The sequence below is a fragment of the Actinomycetospora aeridis genome, from assembly GCF_037400275.1.
GTDB lineage: Bacteria > Actinomycetota > Actinomycetes > Mycobacteriales > Pseudonocardiaceae > Actinomycetospora > Actinomycetospora aeridis.
Genome location: NZ_JBBEGL010000001.1, coordinates 116,014 through 138,869, shown reverse-complemented (window position 1 = coordinate 138,869; position 22,856 = coordinate 116,014). Strand labels below are relative to the sequence as shown.

The 22,856-nt window shown below is 75.3% G+C and carries 24 protein-coding genes and 1 pseudogene; 12 read left to right on the top strand and 13 right to left on the bottom strand.

The annotated features are described in order from the left end of the window. From WCD41_RS00660 to WCD41_RS00650, 3 genes are read left to right on the top strand one after another with little or no spacing between them, the layout of a single operon-like run. Positions 1-624, top strand: a complete 624-nt coding sequence (locus tag WCD41_RS00660; protein ID WP_337711439.1) for a potassium-transporting ATPase subunit C — start codon at positions 1-3, stop codon at positions 622-624. A 4-nt stretch (positions 625-628) separates the two neighbouring features. Then, entirely contained in the window at positions 629-3,127 is a 2,499-nt protein-coding gene (locus WCD41_RS00655) for a sensor histidine kinase (RefSeq protein WP_337711438.1), read from the top strand. Beyond that, a complete protein-coding gene (locus WCD41_RS00650) occupies positions 3,124-3,807 on the top strand; it encodes a response regulator (RefSeq protein ID WP_337711437.1) in 684 nt (227 codons plus the stop codon). Before WCD41_RS00655 ends, WCD41_RS00650 begins: the two co-directional genes overlap by 4 nt. Here WCD41_RS00650 and WCD41_RS00645 read toward each other — a convergent pair. Next, positions 3,770-3,994, bottom strand: coding sequence for a hypothetical protein (locus tag WCD41_RS00645; protein WP_337711436.1), 225 nt, complete (start codon positions 3,992-3,994; stop codon positions 3,770-3,772). The two genes, WCD41_RS00650 and WCD41_RS00645, sit on opposite strands and share 38 nt — an antisense overlap. Then, complete coding sequence (locus tag WCD41_RS00640; protein ID WP_337711435.1) at positions 3,940-4,929, bottom strand: MFS transporter; 990 nt, start codon at positions 4,927-4,929, stop codon at positions 3,940-3,942. The genes WCD41_RS00645 and WCD41_RS00640 overlap by 55 nt, the downstream gene beginning before the upstream one ends. Positions 4,930-5,159: 230 nt before the next feature. Here WCD41_RS00640 and WCD41_RS00635 point away from each other — a divergent pair, with 230 nt between their 5' ends. Continuing rightward, the gene (locus WCD41_RS00635; protein ID WP_337711434.1) at positions 5,160-6,482 is read left to right on the top strand and encodes a hemolysin family protein; all 1,323 of its coding nucleotides are present in this window, start codon (positions 5,160-5,162) and stop codon (positions 6,480-6,482) included. Then, positions 6,479-7,507, top strand: coding sequence for a hemolysin family protein (locus WCD41_RS00630; protein ID WP_337711433.1), 1,029 nt, complete (start codon positions 6,479-6,481; stop codon positions 7,505-7,507). Before WCD41_RS00635 ends, WCD41_RS00630 begins: the two co-directional genes overlap by 4 nt. Here WCD41_RS00630 and WCD41_RS00625 read toward each other — a convergent pair. Beyond that, positions 7,504-7,839, bottom strand: coding sequence for a universal stress protein (locus WCD41_RS00625; protein ID WP_337711432.1), 336 nt, complete (start codon positions 7,837-7,839; stop codon positions 7,504-7,506). The genes WCD41_RS00630 and WCD41_RS00625 overlap by 4 nt on opposite strands. 130 nt (positions 7,840-7,969) lie before the next feature. Here WCD41_RS00625 and WCD41_RS00620 point away from each other — a divergent pair, with 130 nt between their 5' ends. Both WCD41_RS00620 and WCD41_RS00615 read left to right on the top strand, forming a co-directional pair. Then, on the top strand, positions 7,970-9,301 hold the full coding sequence (locus WCD41_RS00620) for an MFS transporter (protein ID WP_337711431.1): 1,332 nt from the start codon (positions 7,970-7,972) through the stop codon (positions 9,299-9,301). 102 nt (positions 9,302-9,403) lie between these two features. Then, the gene (locus WCD41_RS00615) at positions 9,404-10,114 is read left to right on the top strand and encodes a Crp/Fnr family transcriptional regulator (RefSeq protein ID WP_337711430.1); all 711 of its coding nucleotides are present in this window, start codon (positions 9,404-9,406) and stop codon (positions 10,112-10,114) included. A gap of 4 nt (positions 10,115-10,118) precedes the next feature. On the opposite strand, the gene WCD41_RS00610 is transcribed toward WCD41_RS00615, so the two are convergent. Next, on the bottom strand, positions 10,119-10,475 hold the full coding sequence (locus WCD41_RS00610) for a hypothetical protein (RefSeq protein WP_337711429.1): 357 nt from the start codon (positions 10,473-10,475) through the stop codon (positions 10,119-10,121). Positions 10,476-10,550: 75 nt separating this feature from the next. Continuing rightward, positions 10,551-11,078: a TetR/AcrR family transcriptional regulator gene (locus WCD41_RS00605; RefSeq protein WP_337711428.1), complete on the bottom strand. Its 528-nt coding sequence runs from the start codon at positions 11,076-11,078 to the stop codon at positions 10,551-10,553. A 74-nt stretch (positions 11,079-11,152) separates the two neighbouring features. Between WCD41_RS00605 and WCD41_RS00600 the strand changes: the two genes are divergently transcribed. Further along, the gene (locus WCD41_RS00600) at positions 11,153-12,616 is read left to right on the top strand and encodes an MFS transporter (protein WP_337711427.1); all 1,464 of its coding nucleotides are present in this window, start codon (positions 11,153-11,155) and stop codon (positions 12,614-12,616) included. A gap of 63 nt (positions 12,617-12,679) precedes the next feature. On the opposite strand, the gene WCD41_RS00595 is transcribed toward WCD41_RS00600, so the two are convergent. Next, positions 12,680-13,003, bottom strand: a complete 324-nt coding sequence (locus tag WCD41_RS00595; RefSeq protein WP_337711426.1) for a putative quinol monooxygenase — start codon at positions 13,001-13,003, stop codon at positions 12,680-12,682. A gap of 109 nt (positions 13,004-13,112) precedes the next feature. On the opposite strand from WCD41_RS00595, the gene WCD41_RS00590 reads away from it, so the two are divergent. Then, on the top strand, positions 13,113-13,955 hold the full coding sequence (locus WCD41_RS00590; RefSeq protein ID WP_337711425.1) for a helix-turn-helix domain-containing protein: 843 nt from the start codon (positions 13,113-13,115) through the stop codon (positions 13,953-13,955). 5 nt (positions 13,956-13,960) lie between these two features. Further along, positions 13,961-14,389, top strand: coding sequence for a VOC family protein (locus WCD41_RS00585; RefSeq protein WP_337711424.1), 429 nt, complete (start codon positions 13,961-13,963; stop codon positions 14,387-14,389). On the opposite strand, the gene WCD41_RS00580 is transcribed toward WCD41_RS00585, so the two are convergent. After that, entirely contained in the window at positions 14,365-15,771 is a 1,407-nt protein-coding gene (locus tag WCD41_RS00580) for an MFS transporter (protein WP_337711423.1), read from the bottom strand. The two genes, WCD41_RS00585 and WCD41_RS00580, sit on opposite strands and share 25 nt — an antisense overlap. A gap of 94 nt (positions 15,772-15,865) precedes the next feature. Here WCD41_RS00580 and WCD41_RS00575 point away from each other — a divergent pair, with 94 nt between their 5' ends. Then, a complete protein-coding gene (locus tag WCD41_RS00575) occupies positions 15,866-16,564 on the top strand; it encodes a TetR/AcrR family transcriptional regulator (RefSeq protein WP_337711422.1) in 699 nt (232 codons plus the stop codon). Positions 16,565-16,573: 9 nt separating this feature from the next. Here WCD41_RS00575 and WCD41_RS00570 read toward each other — a convergent pair whose 3' ends face one another. The 3 genes from WCD41_RS00570 to WCD41_RS00560 form a co-directional block, all read right to left on the bottom strand. Further along, a complete protein-coding gene (locus WCD41_RS00570) occupies positions 16,574-17,371 on the bottom strand; it encodes a YybH family protein (RefSeq protein WP_337711421.1) in 798 nt (265 codons plus the stop codon). A 57-nt stretch (positions 17,372-17,428) separates the two neighbouring features. Further along, positions 17,429-18,052 carry an isopentenyl-diphosphate Delta-isomerase gene (gene idi, locus WCD41_RS00565; protein WP_337711420.1) on the bottom strand — a complete coding sequence of 208 codons (624 nt, stop codon included), beginning with the start codon at positions 18,050-18,052 and terminating at the stop codon, positions 17,429-17,431. Positions 18,053-18,368: 316 nt separating this feature from the next. Further along, a complete protein-coding gene (locus WCD41_RS00560) occupies positions 18,369-18,860 on the bottom strand; it encodes a DUF1707 SHOCT-like domain-containing protein (RefSeq protein ID WP_337711419.1) in 492 nt (163 codons plus the stop codon). A 167-nt stretch (positions 18,861-19,027) separates the two neighbouring features. Between WCD41_RS00560 and WCD41_RS00555 the strand changes: the two genes are divergently transcribed. Continuing rightward, on the top strand, positions 19,028-19,756 hold the full coding sequence (locus tag WCD41_RS00555; protein ID WP_337711418.1) for a VIT1/CCC1 transporter family protein: 729 nt from the start codon (positions 19,028-19,030) through the stop codon (positions 19,754-19,756). On the opposite strand, the pseudogene WCD41_RS00550 reads toward WCD41_RS00555, so the two are convergent. The 3 genes and pseudogenes from WCD41_RS00550 to WCD41_RS00540 all read right to left on the bottom strand — a co-directional run bounded on the left by WCD41_RS00550 (position 19,717) and on the right by WCD41_RS00540 (position 22,670). Then, positions 19,717-20,719: pseudogene (locus WCD41_RS00550) on the bottom strand (helix-turn-helix transcriptional regulator). The gene WCD41_RS00555 and the pseudogene WCD41_RS00550 overlap by 40 nt on opposite strands. A 48-nt stretch (positions 20,720-20,767) precedes the next feature. Then, positions 20,768-21,535: an HpcH/HpaI aldolase family protein gene (locus tag WCD41_RS00545; protein WP_337711417.1), complete on the bottom strand. Its 768-nt coding sequence runs from the start codon at positions 21,533-21,535 to the stop codon at positions 20,768-20,770. Beyond that, positions 21,528-22,670, bottom strand: coding sequence for a lipase family protein (locus WCD41_RS00540; protein ID WP_337712311.1), 1,143 nt, complete (start codon positions 22,668-22,670; stop codon positions 21,528-21,530). The genes WCD41_RS00545 and WCD41_RS00540 overlap by 8 nt, the downstream gene beginning before the upstream one ends. Positions 22,671-22,856 lie beyond the last annotated feature (186 nt).

Sequence of the window (22,856 nt, the reverse complement as noted above, 5' to 3'; positions counted from 1 at the left end):
ATGACCACTGTTCTCGAGCCGGAGCACACGTCCACCGAGGAGGAGGTCACCGCGCGCGGGGTACGGCGTCAGCTCGGCGCCGCGGTCCGGGTCCTCCTCGTGCTCACCGTGCTCCTCGGCGTCGTCTACCCGGCCGTCGTCTGGGGCGTCTCCCGCCTGCCGGGACTGCACGGGAACGCCGAGGGCTCGGTGACGCCGAGCGGCACCTCGTCGCTGATCGGCGTCGACCCCGTCCCCGCCGACCCCGCCGCCGACCCGTGGTTCCACACGCGTCCCTCGGCGGCGGCCGCCCCGACGGTCTCGGGTGGCTCGAACCTCGGCCCGTCCTCGGCGGATCTCGCACGGACCGTCGAGGAGCGCCGGGCGGCGATCGCCACCCGCGACGGCGTCGACCCGGCGTCGATCCCGCCGGACGCGCTCACCGCGTCGGCCTCCGGGCTGGACCCGCAGATCAGCCCGGAGTACGCCGCGCAACAGGTGCCGCGAGTCGCCCGCGTGACTGGGCTGCCGGAGGACCGCGTGCGGGCGCTGGTCGCCGGCGCCACCGAGGGACGGACGCTCGGGTTCCTGGGTGAGCCGCGGGTGAACGTGCCGGAGCTCAACGCCTCACTCGGTGCAGGATGACGAGGTGACCGGAGGACGGGGTGAGCTGCGCATCCACCTCGGCGCGGCGCCGGGCGTCGGCAAGACCTTCGCCGCGCTGAACGAGGCGCACCGACGTCTCGACCGCGGCACGGACGTCGTCGTCGGGCTCGTCGAGACCCACGGCCGGGCCCGCACGGCCGAGCTGCTCGAGGGCCTCGAGGTGCTGCCCCGCAAGGTCCTCGACCACCGCGGCACCGAGCTCACCGAGCTCGACGTCGACGCCGTCCTCGCCCGCGCGCCCGAGGTGTGCGTGGTCGACGAGCTCGCGCACTCGTGCGCGCCCGGCTCCCGGCACGCGAAGCGCTTCCAGGACGTCGAGGAGCTCCTCGCCGCCGGGATCGACGTGATCTCCACGGTCAACGTCCAGCATCTCGAGTCCCTCGGCGACGTCGTCGAGCGGATCACCGGCGTGCGCCAGCGCGAGACCGTCCCGGACGCGGTGGTGCGCGCCGCCGACCAGATCGAGCTGGTCGACATCACGCCCGAGGCCCTGCGCCGGCGGATGGCGCACGGGAACATCTACCGGCCCGAGAAGATCGACGCCTCGCTCGCGAACTACTTCCGCACCGGCAACCTCATCGCCCTGCGCGAGCTCGCGCTGCTGTGGGTCGCGGACCAGGTCGACGTCGCCCTGCAGCGCCACCGCCAGGACGAGGGCACCGAGGAGGTCTGGGAGGCGCGCGAGCGGGTGGTCGTCGCGGTCACCGGCGGCCCGGAGAGCGCGACGGTCCTGCGCCGCGCGGCCCGCATCGCCCGGCGCGCGGGGTCGGCGGACCTGGTCTGCGTCCACGTGCTGCGCGGCGACGGGCTCGTGGGTGGCAGCTCGGGCGTCCCGCTGCGGCGTCTCGCCGAGGACGTGGGGGCGTCGTTCCACACCGTGGTCGGCGACGACGTCCCCGCGGCGCTGCTCGACTTCGCCCGCGCCGCGAACGCGACCCAGCTGGTGCTCGGCACCTCGCGGCGCTCGCGGTGGGCACGGGCGTTCGACCCCGGCATCGGGGCGCGCACGATCGCCCGCTCGGGGAGCATCGACGTCCACCTGGTCACCCACGCCGAGGCCGGACCCGCTCCGCGCCGGCGGATGTCCCTGCCCGCCCGCCGGCACGCCTTCGGCTGGCCGGCGGCGGTGGTCCTCCCGGTGCTCGCGACCGTCGTCGGTGTCGTGCTGCGCGAGTCGGTCGACCTGTCCACCGACGTCGTGCTGTTCTTCCTCGCCACCGTGGTGACGGCGATGATCGGCGGGCTCGCCCCCGCGCTCGTCGCCGCGCTCGGCGGGGGCCTGCTGCTCAACGTGTTCCTGACCCCGCCGCTCTACACGCTCTCGGTCCAGGAGCCCGAGAACGCCTTCGCGATCGGGGCGATGGTCGTGGTCGCGCTGCTCGTCGCCGCCGTCGTCGACCGTGCCGATCGACGCGCCACCCAGGCGGCGACGGCACGCGCCGAGGCGACGTTGCTGACGTCGTTCGCCCGCGTCGTGCTCTCGCGCTCGGACCCGCTGCCCAGGCTGCTGGAACGCGTGCGGGAGGCCTTCGGGCTGACGACGGTGGCGGTGCTGGAGCGCGGCACCGCGAGCTGGGACGTCACCGCCTGCACCGGGGAGGCACCGTGTGCGCGGCCCACGGAGGCCGACGTCGACGTCGAGATCGACGAGGGCGTGCACCTCGTCGGCACCGGGCGCACGCTGACCGCGCCGGAGAGCGCCCTGTTCGCGACGGTCAGCGGCCAGGCGCTGCTCGCCCTGCGCAACCGGCGCATGGCCGCCGAGGCCACCGACGCCCAGCGGCGTGCCGACGCGGCCGGCATGCGCACGGCGCTGCTCTCGGCCGTCGGGCACGACCTGCGCACCCCGCTCACCGCGATCAAGGCGGCGGCCGGCAGCCTGCGCGATCCCCTGCTGCCGATGTCCGACGGTGACCGCGCCGAGCTGCTCGCCACCGTCGAGGAGTCCGCCGACCGCCTCACCGGGCTCGTCGACAACCTCCTGGACTCCTCGCGCCTCGCGGCCGGCGGCGTGACGCCCGTGGTCGCGCCGGTCGGCCTCGACGAGATCGTCGCGGCGGCCCTCGCGGGCGGGCACGGGGACGCCCACCGGGTGGCTGTCGAGGTCGCCGAGGACCTGCCCGACGTGCTCGCCGACGCCGGGCTCGCGGAGCGCGTCGTCGCGAACCTCGTCGACAACGCGCTGCGCCACGGGGGCGAGGGGCCGGTCGCGGTGCGCGCCAGCGCCTACGGCGACCGCGTCGAGCTGCGCGTCGTCGACCGGGGCCCGGGCGTGCCCCGCAAGCAGCGCGACCGCCTGTTCGCGCCGTTCCAGCAGCTCGGCGACCGCCGCGCCGCCACCGGCGTGGGGCTCGGGCTGCACGTGGCGCGGGGGTTCACCACGGCGATGGGCGGCACGCTCGACGCCGAGGACACCCCGGGCGGCGGGCTGACGATGGTGCTGGCGCTGCCGGCAGCCGCCCGGGCGGCGCTGGTGCCGTGAGCCGCGTCCTCGTCGTCGACGACGACCCCCACCTGCGCCGCACGCTGCGGATCAACCTGTCCGCCCACGGCCACGACGTCGTGCTCGCCGCCGACGGGGCCGCGGCCCTGCGCGCGGCCGCCGACCACCCGCCGCCCGACGTGGTGATCCTCGACCTCGGGCTGCCCGACGTGCCCGGCCTCGAGGTCCTCGAGGGGCTGCGCGGGTGGACCGCGGTCCCGGTGATCGTGCTCTCGGCGCGCACCGACTCCGCCGACAAGATCGCCGCGCTGGACGCGGGCGCCGACGACTACGTCACCAAGCCCTTCGGCGTCCCGGAGCTGCTGGCCCGGCTGCGGGCCGCGGTGCGCCGGGGCGCGGTCGTCACCCCGGACGGCACGCCGGTGGTGGAGACCGCGAGCTTCACCGTCGACCTGGTCGCGAAGAAGGTCGTGCGCGACGGCGCCGAGGTCCACCTGTCCCCCACCGAGTGGGGCGTGCTCGAGCACCTCGCCCGCCACCCCGGGATGCTCGTCACCCAGCAGCAGCTGCTGCGCGAGGTGTGGGGGCCCGCCTACGGCACCGAGGGCCACTACCTGCGCGTCTACCTCGCGCACCTGCGCCGCAAGCTCGAGCCCGACCCCTCGCGGCCGCGGCACCTCGTCACGGAGGCGGGGCGGGGGTACCGGTTCGAGCCATGAGGACCCCGGCCGCCGCCACGAGGAGCACGGCGAGCCCGACGAGGACCGCGGTGAGGCTGACGACCCCGAGCAGCAGGCCCACCACCACCGGCGCCACGACCGCCGCGGTCGCCCCGACGGCGACGACGACCGTCAGCGCCTCGCCGGAGCGGTCCGGGGCGATCTCGGCGGTCCAGACGGCGAGCACGGCCGCCCCGCCCATGTCCCCGGCGCGTAGATCGCCGCGGCGACGAGCGCGACCACCCCCGAGCCCGCGCCGGTGCCGAGCACCAGCAGCGACGCGGCCAGGAAGAGCAGGCAGGCTGCGGCGACCCGGACGGTGCCGAACCGCGCGCACCAGCCGCCGATGCCGAGCCCGACGAGACCGACCACGCCGACCAGGGCGTAGAGCGTCGGCGCCCAGCCCGGGGCCAGCGCCGCGCGGCGCAGCATGTCGGCCGCCCAGGTGAAGAACGTCGTCACGCCGACGTGGAAGGCGATTGAGTAGACGATCGGCACCGCGAGCCCCGGCAGCGCGATCCGGCCGGTCCGCCCGACGGGCGCGGGCGGCACCCGGGGCGTGAAGCGCAGGTTGAGCAGCCCCGTCGCAGCGGAGGCGAGCCCGATCGCCACCCACACCAGGCGCCAGCCCGGGACGCCGATCGCGGCCAGCCCGACGATCCCCGACACCACGAGCCCCGCGCTGGTCCCGGTGCTGATGACCGCCAGCGTCCGCGGGCGCGCCGGGGCGTCGACGACCGCCGCCGCGAGGTCCGAGTACGCCGCCCACACCCAGCCCGCGGCGCTGCCCGCCAGCACGACGCCGACCGCGAGCACGAGCGGTGACGTCGCCGCGGCGGCCAGCGCCCCGCCGACCAGCCCGCACGCGCTCCCGACGGTCGTCGGCGAGCGCGGTCCGCACCGGCGCCCGACGACGGGCGCGAGGAGCAGCCCGGCCAGGTAGCCGGCGAAGGACCCGGAGGCGATGAGCCCCAGGACCGCGTCGTCCAGGCCGCCGGCCGACAGCGACGGGTCGCCGCGCAGCGACGGCAGCGTCAGCCCGAACGCGTAGCGGCCCATGCCGTAGGCGACGCCCACGACCGCGGCGCCGGCGACGGTGAGGCGGAGGGCCGGGGAGCGCACGACCCGATCGTGGGACACGGGACGGCATCACGCGCACCTGATCCGCGATTACTGGCTGGTATCTCTCGCCCAGCGAGAGATACCAGCCAGTAACCCGATCGTGGTCACACCGGGAACTCGCGCGCGACGCGGCCCGTTGTCGCGGGTGACCGGTTCGCCCACCTCGACGAGGAGATCATGAGACGCCGCCGCCGGCGACGACACCGACGGACCGCCCCCGGGGCGCGCCCGTGACCGAGATCCTCCTGCTCCTCGCGGCGGCGCTGCTCGTCCTCGCGTGCGGCGTGTTCGTCGCCGCCGAGTTCGCGTTCGTGGGTGTCGACCGCGCGACGGTCGAGCGCGAGGCCGAGACCGACCGCCGGGCCCGCGGCGTCCTGTCCGCGCTGCGCTCGCTCTCGACGCAGCTCTCCGCCGCCCAGCTCGGCATCACCGTCACCAACCTCGCGATCGGCTTCCTGGCCGAGCCCGCGATCGCGCGCCTGATCACCCCGCCGCTGACGTCGCTCGGGCTGCCCGAGGGCGCGGCGTCGGCGGTGTCGCTGACCGTCGCCCTGGTGCTCTCGACGGCCCTGACGATGATCTTCGGCGAGCTCGTGCCGAAGAACCTCGCGATCTCCCAGCCGCTGCGCACCTCGCGCGCCGTGCAGGGCCTGATGCGCGGGTTCACCACCGTCACGCGCCCCCTGGTGCTGCTGCTCAACAACACCTCGAACGTGCTCGTGCGCGCCGTCGGCGTGGAGCCCACCGAGGAGCTCGCGTCGGCGCGCTCGGCGGAGGAGCTGTTCTCGCTGGTCCGGCGCTCGGCCGACCAGGGCACGCTGCCCGGCGACACCGCAGAGCTCGTGCAGCGCACGCTCGCGTTCACCGAGCGCCACGCCGCCGACGTGATGACCCCGCGCGGTGCGATGGAGACCCTCGCGCCCACCGACACCGTCGCCACGATGCTCGAGCGGGCCGCCGCGACGGGACGGTCACGCTTCCCCGTGACGGGCGACGAGCCCGGCGTGGTGCAGGTCCGCGACGCGCTCGGTGTCGCCGACGCCGACCGCGCGAGCACCCCCGTCGGCACCCTGGCCCGCTCCGTCGAGGTCGTCCCCGAGACCGTCGACCTCGACCGCCTGCTCACCGTGCTGCGCGCCCACGACGTGCAGCTCGCACTGGTCGTCGACGAGTACGGCGACCTCGCCGGCCTCGTGACGCTCGAGGACCTCGTCGAGGAGATCGTCGGCGACGTCCGCGACGAGCACGACCCCCGCACCCCGCCCGGCGAGCGGCTCGCCGACGGGGCGTGGCGCGCCGACGGCCGCCTGCGCCCCGACGAGGCGTCGGCGCTGCTCGGCTGGACGCTGCCCTCCTCGCCCGAGTACGACACCCTCGCCGGCCTGCTCGCCGAGCACCTCGGCCGCGTGCCCGCCGAGGGCGACACCGTGACCGTCACCGCGACGCGCGACGGCGAGGAGCTCGGCGAGGTCGAGGAACGGCCGGTGCGCCTGACCGTCGAGGCCACCGAGCGCTGGCGGGTCACGACCGTGCTGCTGGAGGTGACGTCGTGAGCGTCGGGGCCGGGATCGCCACCGCCGTCGTGCTGCTGGCGGTCAACGCCTTCTTCGTCGGCGCGGAGTTCGCGCTGATCTCCGCCCGCCGCGCCTCGCTCGAGCCGCGCGCGGCGACGTCACGGGCCGCGCGCATCACCGTGCGGGCCATGGAGAACGTGTCGCTGATGATGGCCGGCGCGCAGCTGGGCATCACGATCTGCTCGCTGGGCCTCGGCGCCCTGGGCGAGCCCGCGGTGGCCGCGGCCATCGAGCCGGCGTTCTCCGCCCTCGGCCTGCCCGAGGCCGCAGTACACCCGGTGGCGTTCGCGATCGCGCTGCTCATCGTGGTGTTCCTGCACGTCACGGTCGGCGAGATGGTGCCGAAGAACATCGCGCTGGCCCGCCCGGACCGCGCCGCGATGGTGCTCACCCCGCCGCTGGTGGCGATCGTGACCGTGCTGCGCCCGTTCCTCTGGGTGCTCAACGGCCTGGCGAACGTCACGCTGCGCGCCATGCGCGTGGAGCCCCGCGACGAGATGGCCAGCGCGTTCAGCCGTGACGAGGTCGCCGACCTCGTGGAGCAGTCGCGGGCCCACGGTCTGCTCGACCGCGACGAGGCGGCGCTCGTGCACGGTGCGCTCGGGTTCTCGGAGGCGACGCTCGGCGGGGTCGCCGTCGACGACGTCGTCACCGCCCGCCCGGACGCCACCGTCGCCGACCTCGAGGCGCTCGCCCACGCCCGCGGGTTCTCGCGCCTGCCGCTGCGCGACGAGCGCGGCTGGCACGGCTACGTGCACGTCAAGGACCTGCTCGGACCGCCGGCCCCGCCGCGCGACCGCCCGGTCCCGGACCGCCTCGTGCGCCCGCTGGCCACGCTCGACGCGGGCACCTCGCTGGCCGACGGGCTGGCCGAGATGCGGCGCACCGGGTCCCACCTCGTGCTGATCGGCGAGGGTGGCGCCGAGCCGGACCGGGCGGTGGCGCTCGACGACGTGCTGGCCGCGCTGGTCGGCGACATCCACCACGCCGGGGCGCGCCGCTAGGGCGCCTTGACGGCCAGCACCGGCACGTCGGCCTCGAGCAGCAGCCGCTGCACCACGTCGCCGAGGATGGCCTTGCCGATCGGGGAGCGACGGCGCACGCCGACGACGAGCAGGTCGACGTCGGCGTCGGCCTCCAGGCGCTCGAGCACCGCGTCACCGTCCTCCACGCCGAGGAGGCGGTCGACGACCGTCACCCCCTCGGGGGCCGTCAGCGGGCCCGCGCCGAGGTTGAGCGCCACGACCTCGGCGCGCCGGCGCGCTCCCTCGGCCCGGGCGGTCTCGAGCGCGGCGGCGCCCTGGGGGTCGTCGGTGACCGCGACCAGGATGGTCATGCTTCCGCCTACCCTCGGCACACCGTCGGCAAGCACATCGCGACACCGTAGGTCTGTAGTGTGTGATACAGACGACAAGCTGTCCTGAACCGGACACTCCGTGTGCCCGTACGAATGTTCAGGAGGCTCCGTGAGCAGCAGCGACGCGTCGATGACGAGCAGCGCGCCACCGCCGATGCGCCGCATCGCGATCGCGAGCATGACCGGCACCGTCATCGAGTTCTACGACTTCTTCATCTACGGCACCGCCGCCGCGCTCGTGTTCAACAAGGTCTTCTTCCCGTCGCTCGGGGCCGCGGCGGGGACCGCCCTCGCGCTGGCGACCTTCGGCGTGGCGTTCGTCGCGCGGCCGTTCGGGTCGGTGCTGTTCGGGCACTTCGGCGACCGCCTCGGCCGCAAGCGGACGCTGGTGACGACGCTGCTGCTCATGGGCCTCTCGACGCTGGCCATCGGCCTGCTGCCCACCACCGGCGCGATCGGGGTGCTCGCCCCGATCCTGCTCGTGCTGCTGCGGATCCTGCAGGGCCTCGCGGTCGGCGGCGAGTGGGCCGGCGCCACGCTGCTCACCGCGGAGAACTCCCCGGCGAAGACGCGCGGCAAGTACGCGCTCTTCCCCCAGCTCGGCCCGTCGCTGGCGTTCGCGCTGGCCAGCGCCACGTTCCTCGTCACCGCGCTGACCATGAGCAACGAGGCGTTCCTGGCCTGGGGCTGGCGGGTGCCGTTCATCGCGAGCGTCGTGCTCGTCGCGGTCGGGCTCTACGTGCGCCTGGCGATCACCGAGACGGCGTCGTTCTCGTCGCACCGTAAGGCCAACCCCGTCGACACCTCGATGCCGGTGGCCGCGGTGCTGCGCAGCCAGACGAAGGAGGTCCTGCTCGGCGCCGGCTCGACGATGGCGGTGTTCGCGTTCTTCTACATCGGCGTCACGTACCTGACGACCTACGGCACGCAGGAGCTCGAGCTGCCGCGCACCACGGTGCTCGCGATGGGCATCGTCGGCGGCCTGGTGTTCGCCGCGACGACGATCGGCGGCGCGATCCTCTCCGACACCGTGGGCCGCCGGAAGATGATCATCATCGGCAACGGGCTGGCCGTCGTCGGTGGTCTCATCGCGTTCCCGATCCTCGACATCGGGACGGGCTGGTCGTTCGGCCTCGGGCTCGCGGTGGTGCTCGGCGTCGTCGGCATCGCCTACGGGCCCCAGGGGGCGCAGCTGCCGGAGCTCTTCCCGACGCGCTACCGCTACACCGGCGCGGGGATGGCCTACAACCTCGCCGGCGTCCTCGGCGGCGGCGTCGTCCCGCTGATCGCCACGGCGCTGGTCGCGAGCTTCGCCTCCAGCTTCGCGATCGGCCTCCTGCTCGCCGGCCTGTCGGTGGTGAGCCTGCTCTGCACGCTCGCGCTGCCCGACACCGGCGCCGAGTCGATCGCCGACTCCTCGCCGGAGGCCGCGCTGGCCTGACCCGAGGGAAGCCCGTCCGGGCCGGTGCCTGCTTCGTCCCTTTCTTCAGGCACCGGCCCGGCTCTACCCTGCCCGGACCAACGGTCCGAGAGGGGGCGACCCGTGGCCCGACGCCAGCTCCCCGTCGACGTCCCCACCCCCACCGTCTCGCCGTTCCTACTGGCCGAGCCCGGGGCCGTCAGCCGCCGCATCGAGGCCCTCGGCACGCCGCGCAGCCTGCGCGTCGGCGAGCACCTCTACCGTCAGGGCGACACCGCGTCGTCGTTCCACGTCCTGGTGCGCGGCCGGATCCGCGTGCACGTGCTGCGTCCCGACGGCACCGAGCGCGTCATCTCGTGGGCCGAGCCGGGCGCCGGCCTCGGTGAGGGCGTGTGCTTCGACGGCGGCCCGCACCCCGTGACGGCGACCCCGGTGGTGCCGTGCGAGGTGCTCTCCGTCGGCCGGGACACGCTGATCGAGGCCGCGCGCGACGACCCCGAGCTGCTCGTCGAGGTCGTGCGGCGCGTGGCCCACAAGCAGCGGGTGCTGCACCTGCACGTCTGCCTCGACGGCCTGCCCGCGCGTGACCGCGTGGTGCTGCTGCTCGGCCACCTCGTCGCGGCCTACGGCGAGGGTGCGCCCGGCGCGTCCGCGCGCCTGCGCGTGCGCCCCCCGGTCGACGAGCTGGCGCTCATGGTCGGGCTGACCCGGGTCACGACGAGCCGCGAGCTCTCCCGCCTCGTCGCCGAGGGCGTGCTGTCGAAGGACGGGCGCAGCATCGTCGTGCGCGACCTGCCGAGCCTGCGGCGCCGGGTGGACGCGGTCGCCGTCTAGTCCCCTACGGCATGAGAGGGCGCGTGCGCCGCAGGACCGCGCGCACGGCCAGCGGCGCGCCCGCGGGCAGGACGAGGCAGCCGACCGCGCCCGCGACGAGCAGCGGTACCGCGCCGGCGTGCAGGCCGATCCCGAGCGGGACCACCCCGAACAGCACGGTCGCCACGAGCCCGACGACGATCATGAGATCGCCGACGCCGAGCCCCACCGCCCGGGGAGCGCTGACCCGGCGCACGAAGGCCGGGTCCTGGTGCGTCAGGAACGCGACGATGCCGGCGAAGCGCTCGTCGTCGGGATCGGGCTGTCGGTCGGGGGACCCGGACGTCTCCTCGAGAGGCCCGGACTCCTCGTGCGGCTCCACCCCACCACAGTCCACACGATGGGTGGTGCCGGCACCGTGTCGTCGGCCACCGCACCACCTCACCCGCCCCGCGGGTCACGACCTCTCCGCGCGCCGGATCACCTCCTCGACGGCGTCCACGAGGCCGGGGCTGCCGTCGCCGACGATCGAGCGCAGGTAGATGCCGTCGCCCACCGTGGCGACGATGTCGGCGGCGAGCGGGTCGCCGAGCTCCTCGGTCATCGCTGCGCGCCAGCCCGCCATGCACCGCCGGGTGGTCTCCGCGGCCCGCGGCTCCGTGGCCGCGAGCTTGATCATCGCGACCGTCGCCCGGTACACGGCGCTGCCCGCCGCGGGGTCGTCGACGGAGGTGCGCAGGTAGTACCGGGACACGCCCTCGTCGGCGGCACGGGCGGTGGCCAGGTCGGCGTCGTTGAGCTCGCGCGCGCGGTCGAGGAGCCCGTCGAGCAGGGCCTCCCGCGACCCGAAGTGGTAGAGCAGACCGCCCTTGGACACCCCGGCCGCGGCCGCGACGGCGTCGAGGGTGACGGTCTCGGGACCGGCGTCGACGACGAGGTCGGTGTAGGCGTCGAGGATGCGGTCGCGCTGTGACGGGCGAGGCACGGGGTTGACGCTATACCGTCCAGCCGGTGTAGTTTCGTGCTCGTCGGAAACTCCACCGTCCGGACGGTGCAGTCATGCGAGTCGTGGAGGCGACGATGTCCCGCCGGTCGCTGGCGCTGGCCGTCCTGACCCTGCCGGTGCTGCTGATCAGCATCGACATGACGGTGCTCGGGGCGGCGCTGCCGGCCCTCACCGAGGACCTCGACCCCGGCGCCGCCGAGCAGCTCTGGATCGTCGACGCCTACTCGTTCGTCCTGGCCGGGCTGCTGGTCACGATGGGCACGCTCGGCGACCGCATCGGACGGCGGCGCCTGCTGCTGTGGGGCGCGGCGGCCTTCGGGCTCGCATCGGTCGCCGCAGCGTTCGCGCCGACCGCCGGCACGCTCGTCGTCGCCCGCGCCCTCCTCGGCCTGGGCGGCGCCACGCTCATGCCCTCGACGTTCTCGCTCATCAAGTCCACGTTTCCCGAGCCGCGGCGCCGGGCGACGGCGGTGGCCGTCTGGTCGGCGGCGTTCTCGGGCGGCGCCGCCGCGGGGCCGGTGATCGGCGGCTTCCTGCTCGAGCACTTCTGGTGGGGCTCGGTCTTCCTGATCAACGTCCCGGTGATCGTCCTGCTGCTCGCGCTCGGGCCGCGCGTGCTGCCCGAGAGCCGTGACCCGCACCCCGGGCCGTTCGACCTCCCGTCGGCCGCGCTCTCGCTCGTCGCGATGTTCCCCCTGGTCGCCGCGGTGAAGACCCTCGCCACCGAGGGCGCGACCCCCGGTGCCGGCGTCGCGGCCGTGGTCGGCGTGGTCGCGGGCGCGGTCTTCGTCCGCCGCCAGCGCCGCCTCGCCCACCCGTTGATCGACCTGGAGCTGTTCACGCACCGCCCGTTCTCGGTGTCGGTGACCACGAACCTGCTCGGGGTGTTCGCGCTGGTCGGGCTGCTGGTCCTGCTCCCGCAGTACCTCCAGCTGGTGCTCGGGCTCTCCCCGCTCACCGCGGCGCTGTGGATGCTGCCGGGCTCGGTCGCCGGGGTCGCGGGCGCGCTCGCCGCCACCCGCCTGGTGCGCCGGTTCTCGGGCCCCGGGCTGATCGGCGTCGGCCTCGGTGCCGCCGGGGTGGGCCTCGCGCTCGTCGGGTTCCTGGGCGGGCTCGGCGCCGTGGTCGCGGGCTTCGTCCTCCTCGGCGGCGGCGTCGCGCTGGCCGAGGCGCTGACCAACGACCTCATCCTCGCCGCCGCCCCGGCCGACCGGGCGGGCGCCGCGTCGGCGATCTCGGAGACCGGCTACGAGCTGGGCGGCGCGCTGGGCACCGCGGTGCTGGGGAGCATCGCGGCCGCGGTGTTCACCGCGCGCACCGGGCAGGAGACGCTCGGCGGGGCGCTCGCCCACGCCGGGACCGATATGGCGGCCGCCCGCGACGCGTTCACTGCGGGCATGCAGATCGCGTCGGTGCTGGGCGCGCTGGTCCTCGCCGCCACGGCCCTCGGCGCCTGGCGCCTGCTACGCCGCGTCACCGGCACGGATCGCGAGATGTCAGCGGCGGCGCGTCGCTGACGCCCAGTGTCCGTGGCGCCACGCACTCGCCGGGAGCGCGTGGCGCTACGGACACGGAGAGTGCTAGCGGGGCTTGATCTCGCCCATCTCGCCCCAGCCGTCCTGGGGCACGTTCTGCACGTTGATGATCTTCGGCGCCTCGGCGACCCAGTCGGGGGCGTCGGCGACGACCTTCTTGAAGTGGTCGGAGTTCACGTGCGCCTCGGCCGCGTCGTCCTGGAACGCCTCGACGAGGACGTAGGTGTTGTCCTCGTCGAGGTGCCGGGACCACTCGAAGAAGATGTTGCCGGGCTCCTGGCGCGTCGCCTCGGTGAACTCCTTGACGAGCGACGGGAACTGCTCGGCGTACTCCGGCTTCACCGTCCACTTGACGTTGATGAGGATCACGGCAGGTCTCTCTCCATCCACTGCGTCTCGCGTCGGTCGCTGTCGCGCGGATCCTCCCGCGCCCGGACGCGGGTCGCCACGCCGCCGCCCCGGCGCCAGACTGAGGGTCATGAGCGAGACGGTGGACGCGCGGTCGGGGCGCCCGCCCGGCGCGCTCGCCGGGCACGTCACCTACCACGGCTACGACCTGCGCGGCGGGCAGCCGGGCGTGCACCGGGGCCTGCCCTCGCCGTACCTGACGTTCATCGTCACCTTCGGCGAGCCCCTGACGATGCGCGCGCCCGACGGGTCGCTGGTGCAGCGCGCCGTCGCCCTCGGCGGCCTGCACACCACGCCGGAGGCGATCGTCCACGACGGCCGCCAGTCGGGGCTGCACCTCTCGCTCGACCCGCTCGCCGCCCGCGCGCTGCTGGGCCGGCCGGCGGCCGAGCTCGCCGGCATCACGGTCGACGGCGACGCGGTGCTCGGCGCCCTCGCCCACGAGCTGCACGAGCGGGTCGAGGAGGCCGACGGCTGGGACGGACGCTTCGCGGCGGTCGACGACGTCCTGCGCCGCTGCCTCGGCACTCCGTTCCGCCCGGTTGCCCCCGAGGTGCGGGAGGCGTGGCGCCGGGTGGTGCGCTCCGGCGGCACCGTCCCGGTCAGTGCCCTCGCCGACGAGGTCGGCTGGAGCGAGCGGCACCTCGGCCAGCGGTTCCGTGCCGAGGTCGGCGTGGCGCCGAAGGTCGCGGGCCGGATGGCGCGCTTCGACCGCGCCCGGCGCCGGCTCGCCGCGCGGGCGAGCGCCGGCGAGCCGCTGCGCCTCGCCGACATCGCCGCCGACGGCGGGTACGCCGACCAGGCCCACCTGACCCGCGAGTTCGGCGCGCTCGCCGGGTGCTCCCCCACCCGCTGGGTCGCCGAGGAGATCGGGAACATCCAAGACCCGGTGCTGCCCGACGCGGCAGGGTGACCGCCATGAACAGCACCGACGGCAAGACCCCGCCGCCCACCGTCTGGCCCACCCTCGCCGCCCGGGACGCCCGCGGGCTCATGGCCTGGCTGACCGGGGTGCTCGGGTTCGTCGAGGTCGTGGCCTACGCCGGCGACGACGGCGTCGTGCAGCACGCCGAGCTCGCCTGGCCCAGCGGCGGCGGGCTCATGCTGGGCCAGCAGCGCCCCGGCACCGAGGAGCGCGCCACCTCCACCGGCTCGTTCGCGGCGTACGTGGTCGTGCCCGACCCCGCCGAGATCGACGCCATCGCGTCCCGGGTCCGTGACGCCGGGGACGGCGAGGTCGTCCGCGAGCCCTACGACACCGACTACGGCTCCCACGACGTCGCCGTGCGCGACCCCGAGGGCAACACCTGGCAGTTCGGGACCTACGCGGGTGCTCCCCGGCCCTGAGTGCGGGTGCGGTGGATCGCCCAGCCGACCAGCGCGGCGGCGACCACGGTGAGCACCAGGCCGGACACCGTGACGGCCTGCTCGAACTGCGCGGTCTGCTGCGGGGTCCAGGGCGTCGCGGTGATCGTCCCGACGAACAGGGCCGCGAGGACCGTGCCCGCGACGGCGATGCCGGCGGCCGACGTCACCTCGGAGGCGGTGTCCACGAGCGCCGCGCCGATCGACGTGCGGTTCGCCGGCAGACCGTTCAGCACGCTGTAGCCGGCGACGACGCCGATCACCCGCATCCCGGCGGCCACGAGCACCAGCGCGCCGGCGACCCACGCGTAGGCGAGGGTGCCGAGGACGGTGTACACGGCGAGCCCGGCCACGACCGTCGTCGCGCTCACCGCGGCGGCCCGGCGGACGCCGGCCCACGCGACGAAACGGTTGACGAACGGGCCGCCGGCGACGAGGACGACGACCTGCGGGAGCATGCCGAGGGCGGCGAGCGCCGGCGGCCACCCCCAGTCCAGCTGCAGCTGCAGCGTCACCAGGTAGCCGAGACCCGCGACCGCGAGCCCGGCCGCGGCCTTGAACGCGAGCCCGCCCGACACCAGCGGCCGCGCGACGAGCGCGAGGTCGAGCAGCGGGTGGCGCGCCGCCCGCTCGCGCAGGACGAACCCGACGAGCGCCGCGACGGTCGCGGCGGTGACGACCCAGGGCGCCCACGCGCCGGGCCCGTCGTCGACGAACAGCCCGGGCGCGACCAGGGCCAGGACGATCGCGCCCGTGCCGAGCAGACCGCCGAGGACGTCGGCCGGGGTGCGGTGCAGGTCGTCGGCACGGTCCACGGCGATGCCCGACCGGATGCCGGCGAACGCGAGCACGGCGATCGGCACGTTGACCAGCAGCAGGACCTGCCACGGCGCGACGGCGAGCACCAGGCCGCCCGCCGTCGGGCCGACCGCGAGCCCGACCAGACCGACGGTGGAGATCAGCGTGATCGCGCGGACGCGCAGCCCTTCGTCCCCGAAGAGACGGAAGGCCAGCGCGATCGACCCGGGCGTGGTCATCGCGGCGGCGACACCGGTCACCGCGCGCACGGCGATGAGCTGCTCCGCGCTGGTGACGAACGCCGTCGCCAGGCTGGCCACGCCGAGCAGCACCAGGCCGATCAGCATGATCCGCCGGCGGCCGACGCGGTCGGCCACGGCGCCGAGCACCAGCATCGAGCCGCCGAAGACGACGGCGTAGGCACCCCTGACCCACGACAGCGCCTCCGTCGACGCCGAGAACTCACGTCCGATGGTGGGCAGCGCGACGTCGAGGATCGAGTTGTCCAGCATCTCGAACAGGAAGACCGCGGAGAGGCCCGCCAGGGCGATCCACGCGTCGCGCAACGACCGAGGCGACGCAGCATGTACGAACGCTGTTCTAGTCACGAACACTGTTCTAATGACGAGCGTTGTTCGTGTCAACTGGTAGCCTTCGGACGTGGCTCCCGACCGGTGGGCGGCGCAGATCGCCGCGCTCGACGAGGGGCCCCGGCGCGCGCCCCGCAAGCCGCCGATCACGGTGGAGCGCATCGTCGACACCGCGTTCGGCCTCGTCGAGGCCGAGGGGTACGACGCGCTGACGATGCGCCGCGTGGCCACGACGCTCGGGACCGGTCCGGCCTCGCTCTACGCCCACGTGCGCGACAAGGCCGAGCTCGACGACCTGCTGATCGGCGCGCTGTGCGCGCGCGTCACACCGCAGGCGCCGGACCCCGCGCGGTGGCGCGAGCAGGTCGTCGACGTCTGCCGGCAGCTGCGCGACCAGTACTTCCGCTACCCCGGCATCTCGCGGGCCGCGCTCGCCACCGCCCCGGAGAGCCTCGACGCCGTGCGCCTCACCGAGGGGATGCTGGCGATCCTGCTCGCCGGCGGGGTGGCGCCGCAGCGCGCCGCGTGGGCGATCGACGCCGCGCTCCTCTACGTCGGCGCCTACAGCCTCGAGGCCTCGCTGCGGCAGCACGCCGGTGGCACCGACCGTCGCCGCCTCGGCCACGACGAGATCGTCGAGCGGTTCCGGATGCTGCCCGCCGACCGGTTCCCGCACGTCGTGGCCCACGCCCCGGAGCTCGCCGCGGGCGACGGGCACGAGCGCTTCGACTTCACGCTCGAGCTGCTCCTCGGCGGACTGACGCCGTAACGGCGCCCGTCAGTCCCGTGCCGGCCACGAGAGGTGCTGGTGGACCATCCGCCAGCCGTCGGGCGTGCGCCGGAAGACGCGCGTGCCCCGCGAGCGGACGGTGTCCTCGCCGGCAGGGGTGAGGTGGTCGATCCCCCAGGAGACCGCGAGGTCGCCGCCGACGGCGATCCGCAGGTCGGGGATCTCCCAGCCCACCGGGCCGTCCGAGGCCTCGAGGCCCTCCCGGCAGACCTCACGGACCTCGTCGATCCCGACGTAGGCCATCTTCCCGGCGAGCTCGTAGGAGACGACGTCGTCGGCGATCGTGGCGACGAGCCCGTCGAGGTCCCCCGACGCGGTGTCGTCCACCCACCCGCGGTGGACGTCGCGGATCGCCTGCTCGTCCTGCTCGACGATCGGGGACTCGTCGGGGAACGAGTGGTGCTCGTGCGCGACGACCCACCGTCCGTCCTCCTTGCGCAGGCCGAGGGTCAGACGCAGGCGCCGGTCCGGGTGCGCGGCCCGCTCCGCGGGCTTGTCGCACACCATCAGCGCGTGGGCGAAGGCGACGTCGGCGCCGGCGGTGACGTCGAGCTCGAGGATGTCGAAGCTCGCGCCGGCGGCCTGGAACTCGAAGAACGGTGGCCAGGTCGCGGCGTAGTCCTCGATCCCGCGCACGCCGTCGTGGGGCGGCGGGACGTCGTACATGACGATGTCGCGGGCGTGGTCGACGACGACGGTCTCGAGATCGCCGGTGTGCACCGCGTGGGCCCAGCGCTCGATCAGCGCGCGGATCTCCTGCTCGTCCTTCTCGGTGGCCGTGGACATCGGGTCCTCCCTGGTGTGCGTGCTCTCACCGGGTGGAACCGTGCCGGAAGCCCGGAATCATCGGTCCCGTGTCATCGATCCGGGGCCGACGGATGCGAGGAAGGCCGCGGGCGGCAGCGACCCCGGGTCGCCCGGCGCCCACCCGCCCGGGTCGGGCCCGAGGCCGGCGAGCGCGCGGACCTGGTCGGCGCACCACGGCGAGATGCCCGGCCAGCTGTCGGCCAGCACGTCGTCACGGAACAGCGCCCAGGCGACGGTGCGGATCTCGTCGACCTCGCCGGGGTCCGGGTCGCGCGGCACGTCGGCGGTGCGCGCGACGAACACGGGGCACATCTCGTTCTCGATGACCCCGCCCTGCTCGGCGCGGTAGCGGAAGCCGGGCAGCACGAGACGCAGGCCGTCGAGCTCGATGCCGAGCTCCTGGCGGGCGCGGCGGCGGACGGCGACATCCATCGGCTCGCCGGGCTCCGGGTGGCCGCAGAAGCTGTTGGTCCACACGCCGGGGAAGGTGGCCTTGCTCCGCGCACGGCGGGTCACCACCAGCTCGCCGTGCTCGTCGAACACGTAGCAGGAGAAGGCGAGGTGCAACGGCGTGGCGGCGTGGTGCACGTCGGCCTTCGCCGCGGTCCCCGCGACCGCCCCGGCCTCGTCGAGCAGCACGACCCGTTCGGTGATCCCCATGGCCCGTCCAGCTTCCCGTGGTCGCGTCGCGGCGGCACGTCGGGATCGGCCGGGGAGGTCTGCGTCACGCCGTGACACCCGCTGACACCGGCTCGCCCCACGACGGCGACCGGGAACGGCGCAGGTCGGGAACGGTTGCCCGGCACGGACGGGCGAAAGGTGGTAGGCATGGGAGATCGGCGGGCCCGGGCTCATCCCTCGAGCCCGGGCCCGCCTCTCGCCGTTGCCGCTGGGCGCCACCACAACACCCGCGCAACGATGAGGCAAGCCTAACCTCATTCCGGACGATCGCGCCAGTCCCCGCGCGATCGGATTCTCACCAGCGCCGGCGCCGCGCGTGCCCGACGTGCCCGAGCACCACGAACAGCAGCGGGAGCACGAGCAGGCCGCCGACCGATCCGGTGGTCGCGGCGCCGATGAGCAGCACCGGCATCAGCATCAGCACCAGCACCGCGATCCCCGCGCCGACGGCCGGGGCCGGCACCGGGTGGTGCCCGCGGCGCTCACGGGAGGCCGGGTGGTGATCCACCCGGGGCGACGGCACGGGCGACGGCGGCGGCTGCGGCAGCGGCGGGTGCGGCGCCGGCAGGTCGTCGAAGAGCACCTCGAGGTCCGCCCGGTACACGGCGACCGCGGCGTGCGCGGAGCGGTCGCCGAACTCGTCGACGTCGAGACGCCCGGCGGCGAGGTGCTCGCCGAGGGCGTCGAGGGCGGCGCCGCGGTCGGCGTCGCCGACCCGGAGACCGGCGCGACCCGCCGGCCGCTGCCGTGCGGACTCGTCCCCCGTGTGCGGATCGTCGGTGTCCACTGCGCCTCCTCCCGCCGGTCGGGACGGCCCCGAAGCGCCCGGCCCGGCACCACCATCGTGCGCCTCCCGAGGAGGGAGCGGTGTGAATCCGCCGGGCGGACTCCGGACGGGCTGAGGCCAGGCTCAGCTTTCTGGAATCATTCCAGTCTTCGTGGGAGCCTGGAGACATGTCGGAAGCCGTGAGCACCGAGGGCGGTGTGCACCCCGAGCCGCACGGCGGCGAGCTCTCCCAGCGCCTGAACTGGCTGCGCGCCGGGGTGCTCGGCGCCAACGACGGCATCGTCTCGACGGCGGGCATCGTCGTCGGCGTGGCCGGGGCGACGGCCGAACGGGCCCCGATCGCCACGGCCGGCGTCGCCGGCCTCGTCGCCGGCGCGGTGTCGATGGCCCTCGGCGAGTACGTGTCCGTCTCCAGCCAGCGCGACTCCGAGCGCGCCCAGCTCGCCAAGGAGCGCCGCGAGCTCGCCGAGACGCCCCGCGAGGAGCTCGAGGAGCTGACCGAGCTCTACGAGGAGAAGGGGCTCTCGCGTACCACCGCCACCCAGGTGGCCGCCGAGCTCACCGAGCACGATGCGCTCGCCGCGCACGTCGACGCCGAGCTGCACCTCGACCCCGAGGAGCTCACCAGTCCCTGGCGGGCGGCGGCGGCCTCGGCGGTGTCGTTCGTGTCGGGCGCGCTCCTGCCCCTCGTCGCGATCCTCGTGACGCCGACGACCTGGCGGGTCCCGGTGACGGTCGCGGTCGTCCTGCTCGCGCTCGGCCTCGCGGGGTGGATCAGCGCGCGGCTCGGCGGTGCGCGGCCGCGCCGGGCCGTGCTGCGCGTCGTCGTCGGCGGGGCCCTGGGCCTCGCCGTGACCTACGGGATCGGCGTCCTGGTCGGCGGGGCGGTGGGCTGAGCCGCGGTCGCCCGGGTGTAGCGCGCGGCGACGCGGCGGAACTCCTCGACCAGCTCGTGGGGCGACTCGACGGTGAACTCGGCGTCGAGGCCGGTGAGGATCAGCGCCGCCGAGCGGGCGTCGTCGGACGAGAGCGTCACCCGGCACGCGTCGGCACCCACGTCCTCGACGCGGACCTGGTCGGTCCAGATCGTCGCACGCACCTGCTCGGCCGGGGCCTCGACGCGCACGATGCAGCGGAAGGGGCGGATGTCGGCGACGCGGTCGGCGACGAAGGCCGCCGGGTCGCCGCCGGGGGATCTCCCGCGGGGTGAAGCGGGGGCCGGTGGGCAGGCCGTCCGGGGCGAGACGCGGTGTCATCCGGTCGACGCGCAGGGTGCGCCAGTCCTCGCGGTCGCGGTCCCACGCGACGAGGTACCAGCGCCGTCCCCAGGCGACGAGGTGGATCGGTTCGATCCGCCGGCGGGTGGGGGTGCCGTCGCGCGCGGTGTAGTCGATCTCGAGGACCCGCCGGTCGCGGCAGGCCGCGCCCACCGCGGCGAGCACGGCCGGGTCGACCGACGGCGCGACGCGGGGCGCCACGATCGCCACGGGCATCGCGGTGATCCGGTGCCGCAGCCGCGCGGGCAGGATCCGTTCGAGCTTGACCAGGGCCGCCAGCGCCGTCTCCCCCGTGCCCGCCACCCCGGACCCCGCCGCCGTCCGCAGCGTCACCGCGACCGCGACGGCCTCGTCGTCGTCGAGCAGCAACGGCGGCAGCGCGGCCCCGGAGCCGAGGCGGTAGCCGCCGCCGGGTCCGAAGTCGACCTCGACGGGGTAGTCGAGGCCGCGCAGCTTGTCGACGTCACGGCGCACCGTGCGGGTGGTGACGCCCATCCGCTCGGCGAGCTCCGGGCCGGTCCACTCCGGACGGGCCTGCAGGAGCGAGAGCAGCCGCAGGAGGCGGGCGGAGGTCTCGAGCACGCCGCCCAGTCTGCCGCGGGTGGCGGACAGGAACGGTCCGTCTCCCGGCTAGAACGCCGCGCGGACCCCGTCCAGGGTCCCGAGCAGCGCCGGGACGTCCGACCAGACGGTGACGAGAGCGAACCCGTCCCCGGCGCGGGCGGCCGCGTAGTGCGGGTCGGTGGCGTGCACCGCGGCGCGCGTGCCCGCCGCCGCGGTCGCCGCGAGGACCCGGGCGAACGCATCGTGGATCGCCGGCTCCTCGCGGTTCTGGGCGGGACCGATGCCGAGCGCGACCCCGAGGTCCCCGGGGCCGACGAAGAGCCCGTCGAGGCCGGGCACGGCGGCGATGTCCGCGGCGCGATCGAGCGCGTCCGCGGTCTCGATCATCGCGAAGGCGAGCACGCTGTCGGCGGCCGCGATCGGGTCGTCGCCGGGACGCAGGGCCGTGCGGACCGGGCCGAACGAGCGGCGACCGGCCGGCGGGTAGCGGCACGCCGCGACGAGCTCGCCGGCCGTGGCGGCGTCCGACACCATCGGCGCGATCACCCCACGCACACCGAGGTCGAGGACGAACCCGACGACCGACTCGTCGACGGCGGGCAGGCGCACCAGCGGGGCGAGACCGTGCGCGGCGATCGCGCGGACGGCGTCGGCGCTGCGGGCGCGGTCGAACAGCCCGTGCTGCAGGTCGAGGGTGAGGGCGTCGAGCAGCCCGTGGCCGGCGGCGTGGGCCGCGACGAGCTCGACGAGGTGCGGGTCGGGCACGGTCAGCCAGCCGTTGCGGGCGGCGCGTCCGGCGTCCCAGGCCGCGCGCACGGAGTCCCGGTCAGTCACAGGTCGACACCGCCTCCCGGCCGGCGAACCGGCTCTCGAGGAAGGGCACGGCGGCGGCGAAGCCGGGCACGGCCCCGCCGACGTGGGTGGGGACGGGTGTGGGCACGAACTGCACGGTCGCACCGCGGGCGCACCAGCGCTCGGCGAGCTCGCGGTCCTGCTCGATCGGCACGATGTCGTCGGCGAGGCTGTGCACGATCAGCACCGGCGCCCCGGGGGTCCGCGCGCCGATGCGCTGCTCCTCCACGCGGCTGCGGAAGGGCTCCTCGTCGAGGATGGCGGTCAGCGGCCGCCCGTCACGGGTCAGCGTCTCGGTCCGCGTGCCCGGGTAGCGGGCGACCGTGTCGCCGACGCACTGGTCACGGGTCTCGGCGAGGATCGCCCGGCCCCGATCGTTGAGCAGCCCGTCGATCGGCAGCTCGGGGTAGGCCGCGCGGAACCCGTTGACGGCGTAGGCGAGCAGCCCGGCGCCGGGCTTGCCGTCGAGGAACGCAGCGACCTCGGCGAGGTCGGCGGGCACGGCACCGGCGTAGGCGCCCACCAGGTCGAGCTCGGGGGCGTACGACGGCGCGAGCTCGACGGCGGCGGCCGACGCGCCGCCGCCCTGGGAGTAGCCGGCCAGCCCGACGGGGCCGTCGGGCGGGATGCCGACGTCGAGGGTCTGCGCCGCACGGGCCATGTCGAGCACGGCGTGGGCCTGGGACGCCCGGTTGACGTAGGTGTGCTCGCCGGGGGTGCCGAGACCCTCGTAGTCGGTGACGGCGACCGCGAAGCCGGCGGTCAGCAGCGTCGAGACGAACGGGGCCTCGTACTCGGTGCCCGCCGCGAACTGCCGCGACGGCGCGCACCGGTCGGCGAGGCCCTGGGTGCCCGCGGCGTAGGACACGAGGCGCAGCGGCCCGGGCGGCGGGGCCAGGGGCACGATCACCGTGCCGCTGACGGTGTTCGCCCGGCCCTCGGTGTCGGTGCTGCGGTAGAGCACCCGCGTGGCCCGGCCGGGCAGGGGCGCGGCGAGGGGGACGGCGCTGACGACCGATCCCGCGCTGCCGCCACGGTCGGCGGGCACCCGATCGGCGGGTGCGGCCCCGGCCGGCGAGGCGGTGAGCACGAGGGCGGCGAGCGCGAGGCTCATCATGATCACGAGTGAGCGTGTGGCGTGACGGACACCCAGTGTCTGCGGTGGCCCGCCGCTGACACGACCCGCCGACGAGCGACACGCTGGCACCGTCCGGACCCCGTCCCTCTCGGACGGGCGCCGAGACCTCGGTCACCTTCTCAGGGGCTGCTCCGATCGAGGGAACCGGGTCGGTGTTCCGTGCCC